The following is a 22,158-nucleotide window of genomic DNA, read 5'->3' as shown; positions in this document are numbered from 1 at the left end:
TCAGAAACCCTCCGTCAGCGTTGCCGGGGACAGTGATGGAAAACCGTAATGACGCAGCCAGCGCAGGTCACTTTCATAGAAGGACCGCAGGTCCGTGATGCCATTCTTCAGCATGGCCAGACGTTCGATCCCCATGCCGAAGGCGAAACCCTGCCACTCTGCCGGGTCCAGCCCGCAGTTGCTCAGCACCCGGGCATGGACCATGCCGGCTCCCAGCACTTCCAGCCAGTCCGCCCCGGCACCGATCACGCCCGTCTCCCGGGACCAGCCGATGTCAATTTCCATGGATGGTTCGGTAAAGGGGAAGTAGGAGGCACGGAACCGGACAGGCAGGTCCGGCTGACCAAAAAAGGCCCGCAGGAATTCGGTCAGGCAGCCCTTCAGATGGCCCAGCGTGATGCCTTTCTCGATGACCAGCCCCTCGCACTGGTGGAACATGGGGGAATGGGTGGCGTCATGATCGGCCCGGTAGGTCCGGCCCGGTGCGATGATGCGGATGGGGGGCTTCTCACCCAGCATGGTGCGGACCTGCACGCCGGATGTCTGCGTCCGCAGCACCCGCAGGTCCTCGCCTTCTCCGGCTGCCGGAAGGTAGAACGTGTCCTGCTCCGTCCGGGCCGGATGATGTTCCGGCGTGTTCAGGGCGGAAAAATTGTGCCACTGGCTTTCAATGTCCGGCCCTTCCGCCACATGAAAATCCATCGCCCCGAAGATGGTCGTGATTTCCTCGATCGTCCGGCTGACGGGATGGATGAGACCGGCCGGTGCCGGGGCGGGAGGCTGGGTAATGTCCACCGTCTCCTCCGCCAGACGCTGCTGGAGGGCCAGCTCCTCGATCTCCCTGCCACGCTGCTCGATCAGGGCCGTCAGCTCGTCACGCAGGCGGTTGAGGGCCTGGCCCCGCTCTTTCCGCTCCTCATGCGGGAACGAGCCAAGCTGCCGGAGCAGGCCGGTCAGTTTGCCTGAGCGTCCCAGCGTCCCCACACGGACAGCATCCCATTCCCCATGGGTACTGGCCTGTTTTAGGGCCGCCAGTGTCTCATCCTTCAGAGTGTCGAGGTCATTGGCCATAGCCTGTCTTCCATCATCTCATGAGCCTGTTTCAGGAACGCTTCCTGCCCCGGTGCCCTGGAAGCCCGGTTTCTGAAACGTTTCTGAAGCAGCCTCAAAGAAAAACGGGCTGCTCCGTTGCCAGAACAGCCCGCCAATCATCAGTCCCATTCCTCACGGCCCGTCAGGACCAGACCATGAAGCATGAGGGCTCCCCTTACAGGGCTGCCTGAGCCTTGCGCACGATCTCGGCAAAGGCCGCTGCATCGTCATAGGCGATGGCAGCCAGAACCTTACGGTCGATCTCGATACCGGCCTTGTTCAGACCGTTGATGAAACGGCTGTAGGTCAGGCCATGCTCACGCACGGCTGCGCTGATGCGCTGGATCCACAGGGAGCGGAAATCACGCTTCTTGTTGCGGCGGTCGCGATAGGCATAACGCAGTGCCTTCTCGACGCGTTCCAGAGCGATGCGATAGTTTGTGGAAGAACGCCCGCGATAGCCTTTGGCCAGATCAAGGACCTTCTTGTGACGGGCGTGGGTGGTCGTACCCCGTTTGACACGTGCCATGGTTTCTTAACTCCTTACGACAGCCCGTAGGGTGCCCACTGCTTGACGGTACGGGCATCCATGTCCGTCATCGTCTGCGGACCACGGTTGCTACGCTTCATCTTCTGCGGGCGGTTAATCAGGCCATGGCGTTTGTTGCCGGGACCACAGGTCACCTTGCCAGTCGCAGTGATCTTGAACCGCTTCTTGACCGAAGACTTCGTCTTCAACTTGGGCATTTTCATCTCCTTCAGTTCTGAAGTCCCCTCTCCCTCGCAGGAAAAAGGACCGCACGGCCGGGCATGCCACATCATACGGCCCGGGCGCGTGCACAACCTGGGAGGCTTATAGGGACAACACCGTCATGCCTCAAGCAAAAAGCACATCATGGCCACATGTTTTTCCACAGCCCCCATCCTGCGGGCCTTGCGGTCACATCACCGTGAATATGATAGCAGGAGCACTCATCCGGTCCGAATTTATTGATCGCAGATGCTTGACCGGCAGCCCCTTCCCTGTGCTTAAAGACAGTAGATCATCATCCGTTGCAGGACTGCCCTGCCGGGGTCGCACTTGAATGAGTGATCGAGTTTAACAACACTGAGGCTTATCCATGTCCTCCATTTCCCGTGCGGGGGGAATCTGGGTCTCGCTGGTTGCCATCCTCATGGCAATTGTCGGCCTGCTGCTGGTTGCTGGTGGTATCTATTCCATCAGCGAAGGCGGCCCCCTCTACTATCTCATCAGCGGGCTGGGCATACTGCTCAGCGCGTTCTTCGTCCATCAGCGGAAGCCGATCGGCGTCGCCACCTATGCAGTCGTGCTTCTGGGCACGCTCATCTGGGCACTCTGCATCGTGGGACTCAACTTCTGGAGCCTCGTGCCCCGGCTTGATGTCGTCCTCGTCATCGGCATCGTGCTTCTGCTGCCCTTCATCCGCCGTGCGCTGGCCGCCAACCGGCTGGCCACCATCCCCCTGGGTGCTGGCGTGATCCTCGGTGCCCTGGCACTGATCGTTTCCGCCTTCCTCGATCCGTATGACGTGAGCGGCTCCCTGCCCACCGAGCAGGTCAATGCCAGCCCGGCCAATCCGGAGAACGTTCCGGACGGTGACTGGACCTCCTACGCCCGTACGCAGGACGGCAACCACTGGTCTCCCCTAGCCCAGATCAACAGCCAGAACGTCAACAAGCTGAAGGTTGCCTGGGTCATGCGGACCGGCGACCTGCCGGACAAGTCCCGCGATCCGGGTGAGGCCACCAACGAGGCCACGCCGCTCGAGTTCGACAACACCCTCTATTTCTGCTCCCTGCATCAGAAGGTTTTCGCCGTCGATGCCACGACCGGGAAGACGAAATGGGTGTTCGACCCCAAGGTGAACGTCAATCCGGGCTTCCAGCACCTGACATGCCGTGGCGTCAGTGCCCACACGACGCCGGACAATGCCGTTGACAGCAGCGGCCAGCCCGTCACCACGACGGACTGCGCAAAGCGCATCATCGCCATGGTCAATGACGGCCGCATGGTCGAGATCGACGCACAGACAGGCAAGGCCTGCCAGGGCTTCGGCGACAATGGCCAGGTGGACCTGCGCTTCTCCCATCAGCCTTACACGACGGCTGGTGAGTATGCGCCGACATCCCCGCCGGTCATTACGGACAAGCTGATCATCGTCAACAGTGCGGTGAAGGACAACGGCTCCGTCCATCAGCCTTCCGGAGCGACACGGGCCTACGACGTCTACACGGGCAAGCTTGTCTGGGTGTTTGACGCCGCCAACCCTGATCCGAACGAAATGCCGAGCGAAGAGCATCCGCATTTCCACCCGAACTCCCCGAACTCCTGGTCCGTCTCGTCTTACGACAAGAACCTGAACATGGTGTACATCCCCATGGGGGTTGGCACGCCTGACCAGTGGGGTGGCTACCGTGACAAGGACGCCGAACGCTATCCGCCGGGTGTCGTCGCCCTGAATGCGGACACGGGCAAGCTCGTCTGGTTCTACCAGACCGTCCATCATGACCTCTGGGACATGGATGCCTCCGCACAGCCCAACCTTGTGGACATCACCCAGAAGGATGGCAGCCTGGTTCCGGCCATCTACATCCCGACCAAGAGCGGTGACATCTTCGTCCTGGACCGTCGCACGGGCAAGCCGATCGTTCCGGCACCGGAGCTGCCGGCACCTGGCGGTGCGGCTACGGGTGACCACACGAGCCCGACCCAGCCTCACTCCCAGCTGACCATGCGTCCGAAGGACCCGCTGTCCGACCGTGACATCTGGGGGGCCACGATCCTCGACCAGATGGTGTGCAGCGTGTACTTCCACAGCCTGCGCTATGAAGGCCCCTTCACGCCGCCTTCCACGCAGGGCACGCTGGTCTTCCCGGGCGATCTGGGCATGTTCGAGTGGGGCGGCCTTGCGGTTGATCCTCGCCGCCAGATAGCCTTCTCCAACCCCATCTCCATTCCGTTCGTCTCCACTCTGGTTCCCCGTGGCCCGGGCAACCCGCGCTGGCCCGACCCGAATGGTGACAAGGGTGGCAGCGGCGGTGAGACGGGTCTCCAGCCGAATTACGGCATCCCGTACGCCGTCAACCTGCATCCCTTCCTGGACCCGCTGCTGGCCAAGGTCGGCCTTTTCCTGCCGTGCCGCACGCCGCCGTGGGGTGCCGTGGCCGGAATCGACCTGCGGACAAACAAGGTCGTCTGGCAGCACCGCAACGGTACGCTGCGTGACTCCCTGCACGGCTCGTCCCTGCCGATCGAGCTGCCGCCCGTCAAGATCGGTGTCCCGAGCCTTGGTGGCCCGCTGGCAACGGCTGGAAACGTGGCTTTCCTGACCTCCACGCAGGACTACTACATCCGGGCCTATGACCTGACGACCGGTCATGTCATCTGGAAAGACCGTCTCCCTGCCGGAGCACAGTCTGCGCCGATGACCTACAGCATCAACGGTCGCCAGTACATCGTGACCTATGCCGGTGGGCATGGCTCCTTCCTGAGCCGGATGGGTGATTATCTGATCGCCTATGCCCTGCCGGAAAAGGATGAACAAAAGTGATGATCTGAAAAAGATTTATCACAAAGTAAAGGAGGGGAGTGCCCGGACAGGGCCTCCCCTTTTTTCATAATCCTATTTTCCGCCTACTGGAGCGGAATCATAACACACGGTAATAGATGGCTGTGATTATTGAAAAATGACGCAGACTTCACTATCGCCGGGGAGGGCTTCCGTATAAAATGAGCGTCAGGCTGTTTGCCCCCATTTCATAGAAGGAAGATCCCATGATGCTCCGCCGCATGGCCACGTTCGCCCTCATCGCCAGTGCCCTGACCAGTCAGGTGGCTTTTGCCGCACCGTCTCATGGCAAGGCCCACCACTGCCGTAACGAAAAGGGCCAGTTCGCAAAATGTGAAAAGCCCAAGGCCAAGCCCTGCCGTGACAAGAACGGCAAGTTCGCCAAGTGCGGCACCCAGGATGCCAAACCTGCTGACAAGGCTGCCGACACCGTGAAGGACAGCTCCAACCCGATGAAGTCCGACATGCCGGCCTCCACCGATTCCGCCCCTGCCGCAGCAGCCACGCACTGAGGACAGGCGGCGACCATTCCATCCCTTCCAGCGGGAGGCTGATGGAACGGCCCCATAAAAAAAGCCCCTCCGTTTTCCATCACGGAGGGGCTTTTTCGTATTTTCCGTCTGTCAGAAAGAGGCCCGCTGCCGGATGGCCTTCGCCATCGCCTCCACGCCATTCCCTCGATTGGCCGACAGGGCTTTCACCAGCCCGAGATCATGCAGGAAAACGGGGTCCGTCGCCATGATCTCATCCCGTGTCCGGCCGGAATAGACCCGCAGCAGGAGCGCAACCAGCCCCTGAACGATGGCGGCATCAGACGCCCCTGCGAAGAACAGCCGCCCGTCCCTCTCCTCGGCCTCAAGCCAGACCTGGCTCTGGCAGCCGGGAACCCTGTGACCATCGTCCTGCCAGTCCTGCGGGAAGGCTGGAAGTTTACGCCCCAGCTCGATGATGTACTGGTACCGTTCCATCCAGTCGTCAAAGAGAGACAGCTCGTCACCGATGGCCTCAATGGCCTGCGCTGCCTCACCTTCCTGTGGCTGAACAAAACAGGATGTCGTCTCGGCCATGCCCTCACCTTTTCTTCCGTTGTCTATCAAGGCGTCCCCATCATACCCGGACCACATGAAATGGGAACCGTTCCCCTCCAGAATGTCCCTGCCTCAGCCTCTCAGCAGGGGTAACAGAAGACGCATGACCGTGCCCTGACCAGGGGCACTCTCGACGGCCACGTCCCCATGGTGGGCCAGCACGAAGCTGTAAATCCCGGCCAGCCCCAGCCCGGTCCCCTTGCCCGGCTGCTTGGTCGTGAAGAACGGTTCGAAGATGTGTTTCTGCACCTCTTCGCTCATGCCCTCACCCTCATCCCGGACCTCCAGAGCCAGGGCCTGCTCCTGTTCACAGTCCGGAGGGGCGGCGGGCAGGGCATGGGCCACACGACGGGCCGCCAGCGTGACGGTCCCCCCGTGCGGCATGGCGTCACGGGCATTCACACAGAGATTGAGCAGGGCCATCTCCAGCTGCTCCAGACAGGTCAGGACCAGAAACGGCCCTTCATCCGGCAGCTCCAGCACGAAGCGGATGGCCGGAACCGCCCCATAGAAACCCTGCCGGAAGAGGCTGGCCCGCTCCTTCAGGAAGGGACCGATGTCAAACGGTTCCCCCGTTCTGCCCCCCTTCCCGGCCCGGCCAAACTGGAGCAGGCGGCGGGTCAGCCCCTCACCACGGTCCACCGTCTCCATCGCCCGGTCGATCCATTTCTGCTGCATGGCCCGGGCCTGCCCATCCCCCTGCACCCGACCGGACAGGGCCTCCAGACAGTTCCCCAGAATCGTGAGCAGGTTGTTGAAGTCATGCGCCACGCCACCGGCAAGCCGCCCGAGGGCCTCCAGCCTCTCGCCCCGGTTGAGGCGATTTTCCAACAGGACACGCCGGGTCACGTCACGGTCCATGCTGACCTGCCACGCCCCGGACAGGGGCACGCCCTCCGGCCATTTCAGGGCCATGCGGACAATCTCATGCCACGAACTCTGCCCTTCCTCGTCCGTGACCTCCAGCAGTTCCTCGGCCTGTCCTTCACGCCAGACCTTTTCCCTCAGCCGGGCGATCACCGGCTTCAGGCTGGGCGCATAATGCCCGCTCTCATCTTCCCCCTGACAGGTCCGGTTGCTGCGTATGCACCGGCCCTGCGCATCGGAAAAGACAAGCCCGAACGGCAGGCTCTTCATGAGGCCATGCAGCAGGGCCTGCTCGACCTTCAGGGCACGCTGTGCCTGCCATGTCCTGTGAGCCTCATGTACGAGGCAGAGCACGTGGTCCGCATCCCACGGCTTGTGGACATAGGCGACGATCTTGCCATGATTGAGGGCAGCCACGACGGCATCCAGATCGGCATAGCCCGTCATCAGGATGGACCGGGCATCGGAAAGGGCACTGGCCCGGGTAAGGAACTGGTCCCCGGTCATCCCCGGCATGCGCTGGTCGGAAATGATGACGGAAACCTCGGGATGCGCCTCCAGCAGCGCAAGAGCACTGCACGGGTCCGACGCTTTCAGCAGCGTGCAGCTTTCCTCCAGAAGATCACCGAGAGCGACAAGAATTTCCTCCTCATCATCCACCAGAAGAACGCAAGGTTGGGCCTCGATACTGTAAGGCTCGTTCATGCCGTTTTTACTTCCTCCTGTGCCCTGTGCCGTCCAGGCTCCCGCACAGCCCACCCTTCTGCCGTCTCGTGCACGGGAAGGCGAATCACAAAATGTGCACCACGCCCGACACCAGCCTGCCATTCTCCCGACGGGGTTTCCACAGCCTCGCACGCATCGGTGACGTCAATCGTTCCACCATGTGCCCGCACGATGCCATGAACGATCGAAAGCCCCAGCCCGGTCCCTTCGCCCTGCGCCTTGGTGGTGAAGAAGGGATCGAAAATCCAGGGGCGGATCGCCTCGCTTATTCCCGGGCCATTGTCGCTTACCGTAATTTCGTAAACATCATCATAAAGACGGGTCGCAATCCGTATCAGCCCCCCGTGGTTCAGGGGGCCGTCCTGCCGGGCATCGTTCAGGGCATCCGCCGCATTGGCGATGAGATTCATGACCGCCTGATGGAACAGCGTTTCCTGACAGATCAGCTGCCTGGGGGCCTCAAGCTGGCATTCCACCGTGATGTCCCGGCTCAGCCGGTGGCTGACCAGGGCCAGCCCCATCTCTATGGCCTCGCCTGCATCCACCATGCACCAATGCCCTTCTTCCAGCCGGGAGAAACGGCGCAGCCGCACGACCAGGTCCCGGATCCGCCCCAGTCCCGTCTTCATCGCCGCCAGACGGGCCACGGCCCGCTCGATGCGGGCCTGGCCGCCCTCATCCTGCACGGTCTTTTCCATCCAGCGCAGGCACCGCTCGACCGTATCCGCATGGCCCAGCGTGAAGGCCAGAGGGTTGTTGATCTCATGGGCGATGCCCGCCACCAGCTCACCAAGTGAAGCCATCTTGGCCGTCTGGACAAGCCTGGCCTGCGTCTGGACCAGCTCCTCGTTCATCTGCGCCAGCTCACGGTTGGCCCGGGCCAGAGCATCCGCCAGCGAGGCCTGCGCCTGTGCCGCCTCCAGGGCCAGGGCGGACTGCTGCCGTTCCATCTCGCGCTGACGGAACGCCTCGTTCTCACGCCGCCGCCGGACCATGGCCCGGATGCGCAGGGCCAGCACCACCGGCGTCATGTCACTGGGGACGAGGTCTTCCAGCCCCGTTTCCAGAAAGGCCACGCAGGATTCCCCACGGAAACGCTCCGCCTGTATGATGCCCAAAATGCGGAACGGGATGCCACCCTGTGCCCTCAAAGCATGGCGACGCTGGTCCAGACGTCGGCAGAAGGCCAGATCCGCCTCATTGTCCCGAATGTCCTCCAGCACGATGCAGTCCGGTCCGTCGGACCCTGTCAGCCAGCTGCCATTCAGCAGGTCACTGGAGCGCGTGACGGAGGTCACGGTGTGACCGTCTCGCCAGAGCAGTTCGCCCAGACCGGCATCCTCCACGCCATCGTCACCCCTGTCGTAAGTCTCGACGCTAGGATCATTCCAGAAATCCAGCAGGGTCTCATCTTCGGGAGCCCGGACGATGACGACCCTGGCCCGCCTCGCATGCCACTGGGGATGCAGATGCCGCTTCTCCTCCGCCAGATGCAGCATGGTGCGTATCCGCAGCAGCAGCAGGTCGGAATGGGCGGAGCTGGACAGATAGGCATCCGCCCCACATTCGAAGCAGTCCAGCTCCACCCTCGGGGAGGTGTCTTCCGTCAGCATCAGCACGGGGACATCCTGCATGGCAGGAGTCGCCTTGGCCCGCCGGACGAACTGCCCGGCACTCATGCCCTTCTGGAGGGTGCAACAGATGACCATGTCCACCCTCTTCTCCCGACAGTGAGCCTCCAGCACCTCCAGCATGACCTCGGCACTCTGGCGGCAGACGACATCCATCCCCTCGCTGCACAGCAACCGGCACACCTGGCTGTGGTCCGGCCCTGCCGGGTCCAGAAGAAGGATGTGGACATCTTTTTCGTCCAGCGTGGGCAAGATTTGCATTACGCCTCTCTTGAAGCTAGGTGCAGAAGGAAGGGAGCAGAACAGGGAGACCTCCGGCCCTGCCTTTCTTCCTCCCTTCTACGCCATTGCCGGTACGATTGTCTTACAGGAAGGTCTGAAAGTTTCATGGATACATCGCCCTCTTCCGCCCATTCCTCCTCCGCCCGGAGCGAGCGTCTGCTTTCGGGCACCCGGCCTCACCAGCAGGGCGGCTTCGTCATGGGGCGGGTCCTGCTCAACCTGATCTGGGTCCTCGCCCATTTCGCTTTCAGTTTCCTCATCCAGCTGACGGAACTTTTCGCTCCCATCCTGCTCATCCTCGGGGCGGGGTGGGCACTGTTGCCACACCTCATCAGCCTGGCCACCGCCAATCTCGGCTCGCTGACCGAGGACCAGCAGACGCATGACATCGTCAACCACATCTCACACACCATTCCCGACCAGCTTGTCGTTGCCGGGCACCTGCTCACCCCGCATGGCCTCATCAGTGACGGCCTGCTTCTCATGGCCCTGGCGGCGGCGTCCTCCACCGCAGCGGCATGGCTGGCCCGCAGGCTCTGACAACCCTCCGACCATGCGGATACGTGCATGATTAGCCTGAAGATGCTGCCCCTGCCCACCAGTCCATCCCTTGTCCCGGGTGGGGTCCAGCCCGTGACCGTGCGGCTGCAGCGGGGTGAGACCCTCTGGGTGACAGGACCGGCAGGAGCAGGCAAGACGGCCCTTCTGGAAACCGTGGCCCTGCGCCGCCCGGTCATGGGGAGCAGCCTGTCCATCATGAACCATGAGGCCAGCTCCCGTCTCGGCTCGGAAGCACGGCGACAGCTCCGGCAGCGCATCGGCTACATCGAGGCCGCTCCCGTTTTCATGAACCGGCTGACCGTGGCCGACAACATCGCCCTTCCGCTGGAGCTGGCTCATGTCCGTCAGGCCGACATCCAGAGGGAAACGGAGTCCATCATACGCTGGTTCCAGCTTGAGGCGCAGGCGGGCCTCCTGCCGGACAGACTGAGCCACACCATGCGCCTTCAGGTCGCCTGTGCCCGGGCACTGATCACCCAGCCATCCGTCATCCTCGTGGATGAACCGGCCCTCACCCTCTGCCCGGCCCTTCAGGACCGTCTCCTGACGACCATACGGGGCCTGACAAAAAATGGAGCCACGGCCCTTCTGGCCACCCGGACGTTGCCGGAAGCACCCGCCCTGCCCGGTCAGGCCCTTTCCCTGCCACAGGCCGCCAGTCCGTCATCCCCGCCTCCCGGACCATCCCAGTCCGCCATCACGGCTCCGCTCTTCCTTTCTCCCGACGACAAAGGGCTGCTCCCATGACACGTCTGTCCCGTGCGGCAAGCTGGCCTTCCCCGTGGCCATTACTGCTGGGCCTGTGCTTCATCACATGGCTGGTTGGCCTCGCCCTGGCCCTTCCCTACGGCGTGGACGGAGCTGTCCGGCACTGGGAAGGTGAACTGAATGACCATGTCATGATCGCCCTGCCGCCTGCCGGCAACAGCCGGACCGCCGACCCCGCCGGTGACCTTCTCCCGCCACTCCGGGCCGCTTTCCCCAACCTTCAGGCCACCCGCCTGCCGGAACGTGATGTCGAGCGCAGCCTGGCCGCCTGGTCGCCCCCGTGGGAGGGACCGCTGCCCGTGCTCATCTCCCTGACGCATCATGGGGACATGGCAGACCTGACCAGCTTCGTGCACCAGCAGGCACCGGAAGCCATGGTCATTCCGCCTCCACCGCAGCTGACAAAACTCGCTCCCCTGCTGAAAAGCCTCCGCCATGCGGCCAGCACCGCCTCGCTGGCCGCCGGATTTGCCGCAGCCCTGGTCATACCGGCCCTGCTCCATCTCGGTGCCCGTACCATCGCCCTGGCCAACACGGGCCAGCTGGCCCTGCTTCCCGCCTTGGGAGGCAGGACATCCTCCCTGCACCACATTCTGGCCCGACGGATGGCCCTGATGGTCTTCTCCGGCAGTCTGGCCGGGATCGTCCTGCTGGTTCCCTCTCTGGTGTTCATCACCTCCGCCCTGCGCCCCCTGCTCCGTCTGCCGCCCTTTTCCGGGATCATTCCGGCCCTTTACCCCCAGTCCTTCCTGCCACCGGCCTTATGGGGGCTGTTCATCCTGACCCCCTGCCTGATGGCCCTGCTGGGCTGGGGCATGGTGCACCTTGTCTGCCGCAGACAGGAACGCCGTCCGTCATGAAATTGTCAGGCTCTGGCATCTGGTCGCTCCTGTCTGTCAGCCTGACCATCGCCGTCTGGGTCCTCGTGGGCAGCTTCGTCTATTTCTGTGCCGATGCACTGCGCCCCTCACCCGACCTGCACGACATACCGGCCGACTGCGACGGCATCGTCGCCCTGACCGGTGGAGAAAACCGGATAGAGGCCGGGCTTGCCCTGCTCCGCCAGCGGCCGGACCGTCTGCTCCTGATCTCCGGCGTCTCCCCTCATACGGGGCTGAACCACATTCTGGCCGCCACGAAATCGACGACACTGCCCCCCAGCCTGACCCGGCAGATCAGCCTTGGCTACCGGGCCGCCACCACGATCGGCAATGCGTGGGAAACGGCACAATGGGCACGGCAGAAACATCTGCATCATCTGGTGCTCGTCACGGCGGGATACCACATGCGCCGCTCCCTGCTGGAATTCCATGACATCGCCCCGCAGCTTCACCTCACGCCCTACTGGGTGCAGCCCCCTGCCATGAGCACGCCCTTCCATCCACACACCATGCTGCTGATGTTCAGCCAATATGGAAAACTGATCGGAGCCTTCATCCGCCTCATGGTCCTCCATCAGCCGGATCATGCCCAGGAAGGCTTCCGGCCTGGTCCAGCCCCTCCGGGTTCCCCCGGTCCTGCCTGATTTTCGGGGCTCTCCTCCATATTTCCCTTGCCCTGTGAGCCGTTTCTGCGCCATCAGGAGGCTATTATGATGAGTCTCGTCCGTGGCACCCTGTTCAACCTGTATCTCCTGATTCTGACCCTCATCATGGGGGTCTTCGCCTTTCCCATACGCCTGCTCAACCGGCGGGATGCGGCCCTGGCCTACGCCAAACTCTGGTCCCGGGCCGTCCTGTGGGGGCTGGAAAAGCTGTGTGGCATCCGCATCGTCATCAGCGGGCAGGAGAACCTGCCGGACGGTCCCGCCCTGATCGCCTCCCAGCATCAGTCCTTCTTTGACGGTTTCATCTGGATGAACACCGTCTCCCTTCCGGCCTACGTCATCAAGAAGGAACTGACGGCCATTCCTCTGGTCGGGCCCATGCTCATCCTCAGCGGCATGATCCCTGTCGACCGGTCCGGCGGGTCCCAGGCCCTACGGGGCATGATAGAGGCCGTGGCAAAGGCACAGGGAGCCGGACGGCAGATCATCATATTCCCGCAGGGAACACGTACGAAGCCCGGTCAGGCGGTTCCTCTACAGAATGGCGTCATCGCCCTGGCCCGGCAGGCCACCTGCCCCATCCTTCCCGTGGTGACGAATTCCGGCCTGTTCTGGCCGCATTCCCCGTGGCGGAAATATCCCGGCACGCTCCGGGTCGTCATCGGCAAACCCCTCGCCGCCAGCCTGAAGGGACGTGATCTCATACCGGCCATAAGCGGAGCCTGGGAAGCACTCTGCAAGGAGCACGACCTGCCCCATGATGCTGTGGAAAACTCTGTGGATGTGAAGAAGGGTAACCAGTAATTCCTGTCCCATACGAAATAGACGCAGGTATAGACCATGAAAGTGCTGCCCTGTGTGTGTCTGCCTAACCATCTGTAATACAACATACTTCCTGGAACCTGCGGGAGGTCTCCCTTTTTACTGCGTGTCACCGTTATGGCGTGATTACTCCACAAAAAGTGAAGAACCTTCTGGGGACAAAGTAACGGCTCCCCCCTTCTCTCCTTCTTCTAGAGTGAGGGACAAATCTTGAGCCTGCCCAGCCGCCGTTTCATCCTGATCATCTCCTGCCTGTTCATCGCTTTTCTGGCAGGCAGCTGGGGGCTGTACCTCCGGACGCAGGCCCTGCTCTCCAACCAGCTGGCCCATCTGGCCGTCCAGTCCCTGCCTTCGGACGGTCCCACCCCAACCCTGGCCATACGGGAAACCTCTGCCAGAGGATGGCCATTCGGGGCCTGGCGGCGGCTTTACGGCGTGTCCTTTCACACCCATCTCAACGGAGCTGACATTGTCGGGGCCACCCCCATACTCCGTCTGGGTGGAAACTGGCTGGATTGGGCACATTCCCTGACCACACGGACCGAACTTCCACTCCAGCTGCCGGACAGCACCATCCTCCGCATGGTCCGCAACGACGAGAGCCTGACCCTGCGCCTGCGCAAGGCGAAGCTGCGCATCAGCAAGGAGGGGCTTCCCTGTCCACCAGATGCCAAATGCCATGACCACGGCACGTTGCCCCTGTACTGGGCGCATTTTCACATTGCTATACTGGAACTGACCTCTTCCCGCCTGTCACACAGCCTCATGCTGGATCATCCTGCCGGGACCATCCGTTTCGCACCTCAATCCCTGTCGCAGCCTGACCCTGTCCTGCGGAACAGGCCACTGCTTTCTGCTGCCATCACGGCCAGGGAGCTGACCTATCCCTCCTCATTTCTACAGGATTTTCGGGTGGAACAAATTCATGCCGCTTTTGCCCTGCTTCCCGGCAATGACACCCCAGTCCTCAGATTGCAGCCTGAAACCAGTCATTCCGCCTCCACTTGGCCTGACATTCCGTTGCGGCTCAGGATCCATGAACTCAGTGCCACCATCCATCCGGTGGCTCCGGGAGAGCGGGACACTCCACCGCCACACCTTTCCCTTGGTGGAGAACTCCATGTCCCGACCTTTTCTGGCGTCCTGTCTGTCAGCCTGACCAACTGGCAGGAACCCCTGCATGATCTGCTCCAGAGTTCATGGGTCCAGCACAACGTGCCCGTCACCATGCAGGGGCTCCTGAACGACATGATGACCAGCCCCCGGATGCAGTCCCTCTCCTCCCATCCCCTGACGGTCAGCATCCCTCTTGACCACGGTATTCCACCGGGGCTTTCATCCAACCATCTGCAGACCCTGTACAGCCATTTCCGCCAACTCGCTCCTCACCCTTAATGACCTTGCAGAGCCTTTGCCCGACAGACCTGATTACCGTCCTCATGACACTGGGCGATGATGCACCTCACGTTGCCCTGCTGCGCCATGACCGGGACACTCCCCCCCTGGAGGAAAGCCATCACTCTCTCCAGAAACGCCTCTGCCATTGGGCGGAAACCCTGACGCACTGTCCCATCGGTTACATGGAGCAGCTCTATACATTCAGCTCCTTTCCCATGCGGGAACAGACGCCCCACATTCACATCACCTATCTGGCCCTGAGCCACAGCCATCCACAGACCTGTCACGGTTCGCTTTACCAGCGTTTTCCTTGGGAAGACCGCCGGAACGAAAGTGGCAACAGGCAGCTGGCCGAGTTCATCACGGCCATCAGGCAATGGGCCGACGACAATGAGGAACGCCAGAGCCGCATCGCCCCGGCCTTTGGGCTGGATGGCCTTCCTTGGGACGATACCCGTGTTCTGGAACGTTACGAACTGCTGTGGGAATCCGGGCTTGTGCCACGCAGCCCGACCAAACAGAAAAACACGGACCAGGATGACCGCCGCCTGCTGGCCACGGCCCTGTCCCGGCTACGTGCCCGCACCCGCTACAGTCCAGCCGTTTTTGAGCTGCTTCCCACGTCCTTCACTCTTCTGCAGCTGCAACAGGCAATGGAAACGGTATCCGGACGCCTCATGCACAAACCCAACTTCCGTCGCCTTGTCCTGCATCAACAGCTTGTGGAAGAAACCGGCACCTACGACCGCCCGACCGTAGGACGTCCCGCCCGACTGTACCGTTTCCGGCCAGCCGCCATGGTCTCCTGCTATCTGGGAGCGGCATTTTTGCCGCTTGACTTACCACCCCTTTAGGTGATTTTTCACATACATTGTGTTTCCATGCTGAATAAATCAAAATCGCTCAGAGGCTCATCTCGTATCTGCCTTACGCCACCAATAACTTCTTGAACATCCTCTTTTCCCAGCAATACCTCCTTGAATATACCACTGGCTAGCTGATGCTACCGATGCTTCATTCAGAGCGTTAGCTGCAACATTACCGCTATCCATAATCGATCCAGCGTCTGCTACATCCCTCCGACACTCCGGCCCGTAACGTCCAGCAAACGTCATCTAACGTGAAAGGATTTTCAGAAGATATAATGCACCGCAAAGCGACGGATGGAGCATGGAAAATGCTCCAACCACCCGGGATGGAGGCCACGAGCATCAATGGCGATATCACACCATGGCCTCACTGAAAGACGTTTCTGTCGCCAGAAACACCTATGCTTTATCGGCTTCCTTATGCTGATATTTCAACGAGACAGAACCACCTTTGAGAAAAGACATCGTACATTTATACCAATCCCCCATGCCAGCTTCTTTCATAAGCTGATGCAGCTCCGGGATGATTGCAGATATCTCCCCCAAAGATTCCCCACTCAGAGGACGATGAAAAATCTGTCCATCCAGCTCATAATGAAAGCTCGTACCGACAGAATACCCACCATCATCCACTTCCTCGTATAAAAATTCACACTCTACCCTGTCGAAATCTCCATCAACGCTGGAAATTACAGCACCATACAGCTCATTCATAAGTTCCTGCTGCTTTAACAAAGGAAGCATATTCCCCTCTCCTCAATAAAAATGTCCATGACACAATCTTGTCAGTTCCATAGGTACTATGGAGTGATTTTGTCAGGACAGAAAAAATTTCAGGTGATTCTCAAAATTGGACATGAAAACCACCCTTCCTAAACATCCTGACATTTACAATATTTTTTGCCGACACACCCTTGACCAGTGTTTTTATACTGAAATTTTAACGAAACAGGACCATCCTTATGGCAGGACATCATGCATCTATACCAAGCCCTCATACCAAATTCTTTCATGAGCGCATGAAGTTCCGGCACAGTCACAGACACCTCCTCCAGAGCCTCCAAGCTCAATAGACATCCCATGGTCCTGCCATTCAATTCATAATGAAACGTTATCTCTAAAGAAGGCCGTCCATCATCCATTATCTCATATAAGAACTCACACTCAGCTGTATCAAAATCTCTATTAATACTGAAAAGCATCGCCTCATATAAAATATCCGTGAGATGCTTCTGCTTTATCAAGGGAAGCATAACTCCTTCCTCTCAAAACGATAATACCGGAAAAAATCTAGCAGCTTCACTGCTACCAACAAACAGGCCAGCGCAAATATCTTAAAAAATATTTAGATACTTATTTTCCGATTACTGCCCCTCCAAATCTACAATCCTACCTTTCTTATTATGGATCACCAAAGAAAATCACCTGCCGAGAGAATTAAAAATTCAATCAAGTTTTTCCAAAGGCCCTACCATTCCCTTCCCTTCTCGCAAATCATAGTAAAATTTAACACATGTTTTTCCAGATTTATCAATCTTTAATGTCATAAATCTCCAATATTTTCCAGAATAAACAAACATACTTCTATTAAGAGAAGAAAGAGTTTTTCTTATCATATTCTGCACATAAGACTCTCTATCTTTTATGGAGTGATCTAAATCACAAATATTATCAAAAAACAGGGAACCTTTCTTACCATCCTTAAAAAATATAAGCCCATGTCCTACAGTACTAATAGAAACAGAATCATCCCAAAAAGTAATTCCTAATTTCATATAAATAAAATCAAGATCCTCTTTTTCAAGAAAATATTTAAGATTATTGAATATAAAATCCATATTACTCTGACCTTCCTCTTCCTTGCGTAGCTGCATTATCAAACTCCATTTTCTCCGTCGCACCATCTATAGAATATTCTACTTTTATTTTTTCAGGTCTGAAAGTTTTTCCCACTCCCTCAGGATAAACGGGCTGTACCGACACTCTCACATGCTTACCAGCTGCCACCGCCCTCCCGAAGTCTAACTCCAACAGCCGGTAGACCGTTGTATTAAACCTAGCATCTTGCGGAAACATATTAGACCTAATAACCACTAACCCCAAAATACTTGCCTGCAACCAGTCTCCCCACTACCCCACCAACCTCGATCAGGTCACGGGCCACTTCCCGGGGAGAAAAGGCACTGCCAGCCTCCTCTGGCGGAAGACCCTCAGCAGCACGGGCCTTGTCATCCCTCTCCTGGACTTTCTGGAAAACCGTGCCAACAATCTCACCAACGAGCTGTGTCCCCAGAGTGCGGGCCTGCATCTGATTCTGGAGCTTCTGTGCGTTGAATTTGTTGTCTATCACCCGGTTCGCCTGGGCAACGTCACGGCTCAGATCGCCAGAAACGGCCGTGGCACTAATGGTGATGTTGTCACCGACGGCAGAATGGCTGGTCGTCTTCTCATTATGATTCTGTCCGCCTCCCAGAAGAGACATGGAATTCGCCGCCATCCCCTGACCAACCTGACCAAGCCAGCCCGTGGCGTCACCCTGACCCGCTCCACCAAAGCTCACCTGAAAGCCCGAACTCTCAAGCTGCCGGCGGGACACGTTCTCCAGATTCCGGGAGATCAGGCTACCCGTACTGAAATGATTCTTCTCACGGGATGCCACACTGGAGATCACGCCAGCCGTCAGCGTCGTGTTCCCGGCAACATCAATCCCGACACCCTGTTCCCCCGCATACAGAACGGAGAGCACCTTCCCGGTGGAGGCAAAATGATCCGTCACGACCTGATGCTGAAAACTGGCTCCGCCCGCAGCTCCGGCAGGATTGTTCAGTGGTACAGGGCCTGTCTGATATAGCTTTTTTAGCTCACCTGACAGGTTAAATGAAAGACCACCGTGCTCTAAGGATGGCAGACCTATTTCAACACATTTATAATCACAAAGTAGATTTCCTCTCTTATTTCTGAATCATCATAAATTTTATTAAATATCCCATAAAAACCTTCGAACAACAATTCACCTGCCTTCAACTTACCTGAAGGAAAAAAGGCAATACTGTATCCACAACATCCAACCCCAGCATTCCTTCTACTATAAACACCCGTCATCTTCTCATTACATGCTTAAACGTTATGAAGTTTCAGTAAAATAAACCCATCTTTGGGAAAGGCCATCACAAAACTGGCCTGCTTCTTCCTATAAGCTTGCACAGTACAGGTACAGCCACCGGTACTTCCCTCAAGGCATGTTCACTCAGAGGACGATGAAACAAAATTATCTTAATGAAGATTTTTTAAATTCATATAAAAAATAAAATTCTTACCTTAAAGAAAAACGTGAAGACAATATTTTTTATTCAAAATTCTTCCAACATCTCTGCTACTCCTTCTCCTTCTCCTTCTCCTTCTCCTTCTCCTTCTCCTTCTCCTTCTCCTTCTCCTTCTCCTTCTCCTTCTCCTTCTCCTTCTGAAAGATCATAGTAAAATTTTACACACGTTCTTCCGTCTTTATCTAATCCAATTGTTATAAATCTCCAATATTTATTATTATGAGAGAACATAGACCTATTAATATCAGAAAGAACCTCTTCTAATTTCTTATCAACACAGTATTCTTTATCTTCCGTAGAATTCCCAAATTCACAAATCTTCCAAAATAACAGAGAACCTCTTTCTCCTCCTCTGAAAAATATAAGACTATTACCTACCGAACTAACAGAGCCATCATCAAAAAACGTAATCCCTAACTTCATGTAAACAAAATCAAGTCCTTTCTTTTCAAGAAAAGAGCGAAGCTCATCAACAAAAAAACAAACCCCTATCTGACTCTTATCATTTCTGTATCGGTGCATTCTTGAATGTCTCCATTTCCTCAATTCCATTGATAGAGTATTCTATCATTAGACTACCGGGGCAAGAATTTGATCTCTCTTCCTTCAGCGTGGTCCTGCCACCGGATGTCAGGCTGACGCTATTGGCCGCATTCAGGACCGTATCAGCCACTGCCTGATGGCTCTCCATGTTTGTCCGCTGCATCTGCCCAGAGGCAGACAGACTGAAGCCAACACCGCTCGTGCCCACACTCGCTTCAACACCAACCGAAAGGCCCTTCTGCATGGTGTGATTCAGGGCACTCTGACGGTTCCAACCCGCTTCAAGATCAATGTTCCTCTTTGCATCAAGACTGATGTCCTTCCCAGTTAGCTGCGTCTCAATGGCACTGATCGACCTGTCATCAGCCAGCCCCGGATGATCACCACGAGCCACGATGGAAAGCCGGTAATAAATGCATCACTCAACCTCTGCCCAGCTAAGGCCCTGCATATCATTGAAGGTTTGCAGTACGTACCACCCTTAGCCTAGCTCGCCGCCAGAGCGGACTGCCCCGCACTTCCAAGCATGGAAGCCCCGACAGGTCACCGCTGACACCGTAATACTAAGCAGGCTGTCCAACGCCTATTTCAAACCCTGAACGCAACTGAAGACATATCAAGGCTGATATCATTCCCAGCATTCAGGCTGGATCCGATGGTCGTAGCCATTTTCCGACCTTCAAGGCCAAGCCTCCCTGACCGGCACTGACCGTGCCGAAGGTCAATCTGTGCCATCTCCCACATTAAGGTCACGGGACTTGCCATACCCAACCGAGGTCCGGCTCCCTATATGGAAAGAAAATCTGTATCATGATTTACAATAGAAAAAGCTGGATTCTCATTACAGAACCCAACCTATACTCTAAAATAAAGAGTAACTATTCTTAACTATCAAGTGAAAGCAACTTGTCGTAGGGCAGGTCCACATCAAATCCTACACCATGCTCATCAAAAATACGCCCCAACTCCTCCCGAAATTCTTCGCAGATATCTGTAACAGACTTTAAATGATTTTCTTCATCAAAATATATAAGGAACTTCTCTACCAGCTTCACAGCAGACTCGGTTGGAACAAAAAAACAATCCATCCAAATTCTTTCATCTTTATTAAGAAACATATATTTTAAAAATTTCATAATATCATAATCAATGTTACACTTAACATTACGACCAAGAATACGACGATAAATTAAACCAGACGCCCCAAACCGAGTCAAAGCCGCCATCGCTTTCTCATATAACTCATCTTCATCCATATCATACCAATAATAATTCATAAAAAATATGTCACCATCTCCATCAATAACAACTCTTGTCAGAAAATCTTGATAAAGCTTCAGGAAATCATCATCAGATACACTCATAAATCACCACTACTATTCATTTTTCAACATGAATAATCTTGAACTTCACTTAACCATATGGATGATCCAAGTCAATACTCTCAACACCGTCTGGTATTCTAAAACTTACTTTCTTGGCACTACGCCAACCGACATACACATTTCTCCTCTTTTTATATCCTCTCCCATTTTATAAATACCGTCGCACATCCTCTATCCACTGCATCCTGATCAATAACCCGATCACTCTGTGGTTTAAGAGGGAGACCACTTTCTTCAAGCCAAGCAACGATATCACTATAAAATTTCTTGACAAATTCTTCAGAAGGCTCATTGGTCAATATTTCTCGTATACCCTCCTTATCCCCTTTGCGCCCTATAAAATCTCCTCTTGGCCCTGTGAGCCAAGGAAAATGTACATCCTCAAACTCCAACTCACCCTCATCCTTAGTATTAAGAAGTGGCTCCTTCGTATCAACCACTTTTAGTGCAACTACATTAGATGCGTTGTCACCTGCCCCTCCTGAAACAGTCTTCTCAGACTGCTCCGGTGATGATGGTGCTACCAACATTACTCTCGGCAATTTTACCTACAGGATCATCCTGCCTGACACTTTTTACAACCTGACCAGCTACAGTTTCTTTTTCGCCAAGATTGGCAGCACCTTCTACTGCATGACCTGCGGCAGACCCGAGTTTCTCTCCAATTGCAGCCATAAACTGGGCCTTGGCAAGCCTTTCGACAGCAGCATCACCAAATTTGAGGACTGCTTCCACCACAGCACTCTTCGCAAGCCGGAGCGAGCCGATCATCATAGGAGACACAACAACAGATGTATCGGTATCTTCTGTATCATGATTTACAATAAAAAAGACCGGGTCCTCACTACAGAACCCAGCCTATATCATAAAATATGGAATACCCATCATTAACCATCAAGTGAAAGCAACTTGTCATAGGGCAGCTCCACATCAAATCCTACACCATGCTCATCAAAAATACGCTCCAGATCCTTACGAAACTCTTCGCAAATATTATTAATAACCTGCGGTTCATTCTCTTCATCGAGATAAACAAGATACTTCACAGCTAAACTCTTACCAAGAACGGTAGGAATAAAATAACAATTAAGCCAATTCTCTTCACTTTTATCTAGAAATATTTTTTTCAGAATAATTCTAATATCGAATCCATCCCTACGATAATAAATCAGCCCTGAGAACCCCAATCGAGTCAAAGCTGCCATCGCTTTTTCGAACCATATCTCCTCAACTACATCCGCTCCAAACAAATCAGCTGTAAAAGGCATGTCACCATCACCTTCAGCAACAATGACTGCTAAAAAATTCTGATAAAATGTAAAAAAATCTGCGTCAGATATACTCATGAACCTCTCTCCATCTCCATTCTTCAATCTGAATGAATTTAAATTTTCCCCTACCATCTAGATAACCTAAATCGACAGTCCAGACATCATCTGCTGCCCTATAACTTGATTCTTGATCACTCTGCGAACCAACAAACACACCCTATTCTCTTTCCATTTTTATCCGCTTCATAAATTTATCAAACGTATCCCTCCACGGTCTTTGCCTATTGTTCCTTCTTTGCGCATGAGACCATTCTTCTTAAGCTGCCCAAGGATGACGATGATCCTGACCTAGCCTTTATTTCAAGAAGCTCCACCTACAGAGTCATCTGCCTGACA

Annotated in this window: 26 protein-coding genes; 9 read left to right on the top strand and 17 right to left on the bottom strand. The window is 56.1% G+C overall.

What is annotated here, in order from left to right:
- The 3 genes from pheS to rpmI form a co-directional block, all read right to left on the bottom strand.
- Entirely contained in the window at positions 1 to 1,071 is a 1,071-nt protein-coding gene (pheS, locus tag CPA56_RS09225; RefSeq protein WP_182041727.1) for a phenylalanine--tRNA ligase subunit alpha, read from the bottom strand.
- A gap of 196 nt (positions 1,072 to 1,267) precedes the next feature.
- On the bottom strand, positions 1,268 to 1,621 hold the full coding sequence (gene rplT / locus CPA56_RS09220) for a 50S ribosomal protein L20 (RefSeq protein ID WP_043557924.1): 354 nt from the start codon (positions 1,619 to 1,621) through the stop codon (positions 1,268 to 1,270).
- Positions 1,622 to 1,635: 14 nt separating this feature from the next.
- Positions 1,636 to 1,839 carry a 50S ribosomal protein L35 gene (rpmI, locus tag CPA56_RS09215; protein ID WP_043557923.1) on the bottom strand — a complete coding sequence of 68 codons (204 nt, stop codon included), beginning with the start codon at positions 1,837 to 1,839 and terminating at the stop codon, positions 1,636 to 1,638.
- A gap of 374 nt (positions 1,840 to 2,213) precedes the next feature.
- On the opposite strand from rpmI, the gene CPA56_RS09210 reads away from it, so the two are divergent.
- Together CPA56_RS09210 and CPA56_RS09205 are read left to right on the top strand one after the other, a co-directional pair.
- Positions 2,214 to 4,664, top strand: a complete 2,451-nt coding sequence (locus CPA56_RS09210; protein ID WP_182041726.1) for a membrane-bound PQQ-dependent dehydrogenase, glucose/quinate/shikimate family — start codon at positions 2,214 to 2,216, stop codon at positions 4,662 to 4,664.
- 224 nt (positions 4,665 to 4,888) lie between these two features.
- Positions 4,889 to 5,194: a hypothetical protein gene (locus tag CPA56_RS09205; protein ID WP_229707592.1), complete on the top strand. Its 306-nt coding sequence runs from the start codon at positions 4,889 to 4,891 to the stop codon at positions 5,192 to 5,194.
- Between the two features lie 111 nt (positions 5,195 to 5,305).
- Here the strand turns inward: CPA56_RS09205 and CPA56_RS09200 are convergent, their stop codons facing one another.
- The 3 genes from CPA56_RS09200 to CPA56_RS09190 form a co-directional block, all read right to left on the bottom strand.
- On the bottom strand, positions 5,306 to 5,749 hold the full coding sequence (locus CPA56_RS09200; RefSeq protein ID WP_182041725.1) for a SufE family protein: 444 nt from the start codon (positions 5,747 to 5,749) through the stop codon (positions 5,306 to 5,308).
- 93 nt (positions 5,750 to 5,842) lie between these two features.
- Entirely contained in the window at positions 5,843 to 7,342 is a 1,500-nt protein-coding gene (locus tag CPA56_RS09195) for an ATP-binding response regulator (protein ID WP_182041724.1), read from the bottom strand.
- On the bottom strand, positions 7,339 to 9,255 hold the full coding sequence (locus CPA56_RS09190) for a hybrid sensor histidine kinase/response regulator (RefSeq protein ID WP_182041723.1): 1,917 nt from the start codon (positions 9,253 to 9,255) through the stop codon (positions 7,339 to 7,341). Before CPA56_RS09190 ends, CPA56_RS09195 begins: the two co-directional genes overlap by 4 nt.
- 126 nt (positions 9,256 to 9,381) lie before the next feature.
- Here CPA56_RS09190 and CPA56_RS09185 point away from each other — a divergent pair, with 126 nt between their 5' ends.
- The 7 genes from CPA56_RS09185 (at position 9,382) to CPA56_RS09155 (ending at position 15,225) form a co-directional block, all read left to right on the top strand.
- Positions 9,382 to 9,816, top strand: a complete 435-nt coding sequence (locus CPA56_RS09185) for a hypothetical protein (protein ID WP_182041722.1) — start codon at positions 9,382 to 9,384, stop codon at positions 9,814 to 9,816.
- 27 nt (positions 9,817 to 9,843) lie between these two features.
- The gene (locus CPA56_RS09180) at positions 9,844 to 10,584 is read left to right on the top strand and encodes an ATP-binding cassette domain-containing protein (RefSeq protein WP_182041721.1); all 741 of its coding nucleotides are present in this window, start codon (positions 9,844 to 9,846) and stop codon (positions 10,582 to 10,584) included.
- Positions 10,581 to 11,465 (top strand): hypothetical protein, encoded by an 885-nt coding sequence (locus CPA56_RS09175; protein WP_182041720.1) that lies wholly within the window; start codon positions 10,581 to 10,583, stop codon positions 11,463 to 11,465. The genes CPA56_RS09180 and CPA56_RS09175 overlap by 4 nt, the downstream gene beginning before the upstream one ends.
- On the top strand, positions 11,462 to 12,130 hold the full coding sequence (locus CPA56_RS09170) for a YdcF family protein (RefSeq protein WP_182041719.1): 669 nt from the start codon (positions 11,462 to 11,464) through the stop codon (positions 12,128 to 12,130). Before CPA56_RS09175 ends, CPA56_RS09170 begins: the two co-directional genes overlap by 4 nt.
- 69 nt (positions 12,131 to 12,199) lie before the next feature.
- Positions 12,200 to 12,955, top strand: a complete 756-nt coding sequence (locus CPA56_RS09165; RefSeq protein ID WP_182041753.1) for a lysophospholipid acyltransferase family protein — start codon at positions 12,200 to 12,202, stop codon at positions 12,953 to 12,955.
- Between the two features lie 228 nt (positions 12,956 to 13,183).
- On the top strand, positions 13,184 to 14,368 hold the full coding sequence (locus CPA56_RS09160) for a hypothetical protein (protein ID WP_182041718.1): 1,185 nt from the start codon (positions 13,184 to 13,186) through the stop codon (positions 14,366 to 14,368).
- Positions 14,368 to 15,225 (top strand): NUDIX hydrolase, encoded by an 858-nt coding sequence (locus CPA56_RS09155; protein ID WP_182041717.1) that lies wholly within the window; start codon positions 14,368 to 14,370, stop codon positions 15,223 to 15,225. The genes CPA56_RS09160 and CPA56_RS09155 overlap by 1 nt, the downstream gene beginning before the upstream one ends.
- Positions 15,226 to 15,639: 414 nt before the next feature.
- Here the strand turns inward: CPA56_RS09155 and CPA56_RS09150 are convergent, their stop codons facing one another.
- From CPA56_RS09150 to CPA56_RS09100, 11 genes are all read right to left on the bottom strand, one after another.
- On the bottom strand, positions 15,640 to 15,954 hold the full coding sequence (locus CPA56_RS09150) for an immunity protein YezG family protein (RefSeq protein WP_182041716.1): 315 nt from the start codon (positions 15,952 to 15,954) through the stop codon (positions 15,640 to 15,642).
- Between the two features lie 158 nt (positions 15,955 to 16,112).
- Positions 16,113 to 16,484: a ubiquitin family protein gene (locus tag CPA56_RS09145; protein WP_182041715.1), complete on the bottom strand. Its 372-nt coding sequence runs from the start codon at positions 16,482 to 16,484 to the stop codon at positions 16,113 to 16,115.
- Positions 16,485 to 16,685: 201 nt separating this feature from the next.
- Positions 16,686 to 17,114, bottom strand: coding sequence for a hypothetical protein (locus tag CPA56_RS09140; RefSeq protein WP_182041714.1), 429 nt, complete (start codon positions 17,112 to 17,114; stop codon positions 16,686 to 16,688).
- Positions 17,080 to 17,316, bottom strand: coding sequence for a DNA/RNA non-specific endonuclease (locus tag CPA56_RS09615; protein WP_182041713.1), 237 nt, complete (start codon positions 17,314 to 17,316; stop codon positions 17,080 to 17,082). The genes CPA56_RS09140 and CPA56_RS09615 overlap by 35 nt, the downstream gene beginning before the upstream one ends.
- A 7-nt stretch (positions 17,317 to 17,323) precedes the next feature.
- Entirely contained in the window at positions 17,324 to 18,016 is a 693-nt protein-coding gene (locus CPA56_RS09130) for a hypothetical protein (protein WP_182041712.1), read from the bottom strand.
- A 574-nt stretch (positions 18,017 to 18,590) separates the two neighbouring features.
- Positions 18,591 to 19,085, bottom strand: a complete 495-nt coding sequence (locus CPA56_RS09125) for a hypothetical protein (RefSeq protein WP_182041711.1) — start codon at positions 19,083 to 19,085, stop codon at positions 18,591 to 18,593.
- A complete protein-coding gene (locus CPA56_RS09120; protein WP_182041710.1) occupies positions 19,066 to 19,500 on the bottom strand; it encodes a hemagglutinin repeat-containing protein in 435 nt (144 codons plus the stop codon). The genes CPA56_RS09125 and CPA56_RS09120 overlap by 20 nt, the downstream gene beginning before the upstream one ends.
- A gap of 490 nt (positions 19,501 to 19,990) precedes the next feature.
- Positions 19,991 to 20,470, bottom strand: coding sequence for a hypothetical protein (locus tag CPA56_RS09115; protein WP_182041709.1), 480 nt, complete (start codon positions 20,468 to 20,470; stop codon positions 19,991 to 19,993).
- A 152-nt stretch (positions 20,471 to 20,622) separates the two neighbouring features.
- Entirely contained in the window at positions 20,623 to 21,021 is a 399-nt protein-coding gene (locus tag CPA56_RS09110) for a hypothetical protein (RefSeq protein ID WP_182041708.1), read from the bottom strand.
- Complete coding sequence (locus CPA56_RS09105) at positions 20,987 to 21,265, bottom strand: hypothetical protein (protein WP_182041707.1); 279 nt, start codon at positions 21,263 to 21,265, stop codon at positions 20,987 to 20,989. The genes CPA56_RS09110 and CPA56_RS09105 overlap by 35 nt, the downstream gene beginning before the upstream one ends.
- Positions 21,266 to 21,378: 113 nt before the next feature.
- Positions 21,379 to 21,837, bottom strand: coding sequence for a hypothetical protein (locus tag CPA56_RS09100; protein WP_182041706.1), 459 nt, complete (start codon positions 21,835 to 21,837; stop codon positions 21,379 to 21,381).
- Positions 21,838 to 22,158 lie beyond the last annotated feature (321 nt).

It is taken from the genome of Bombella mellum (assembly GCF_014048465.1).
Lineage (GTDB): Bacteria > Pseudomonadota > Alphaproteobacteria > Acetobacterales > Acetobacteraceae > Bombella > Bombella mellum.
The sequence above is the reverse complement of the archived record's forward strand: the minus strand, read 5'-3'. Positions and strand labels throughout refer to the sequence as shown.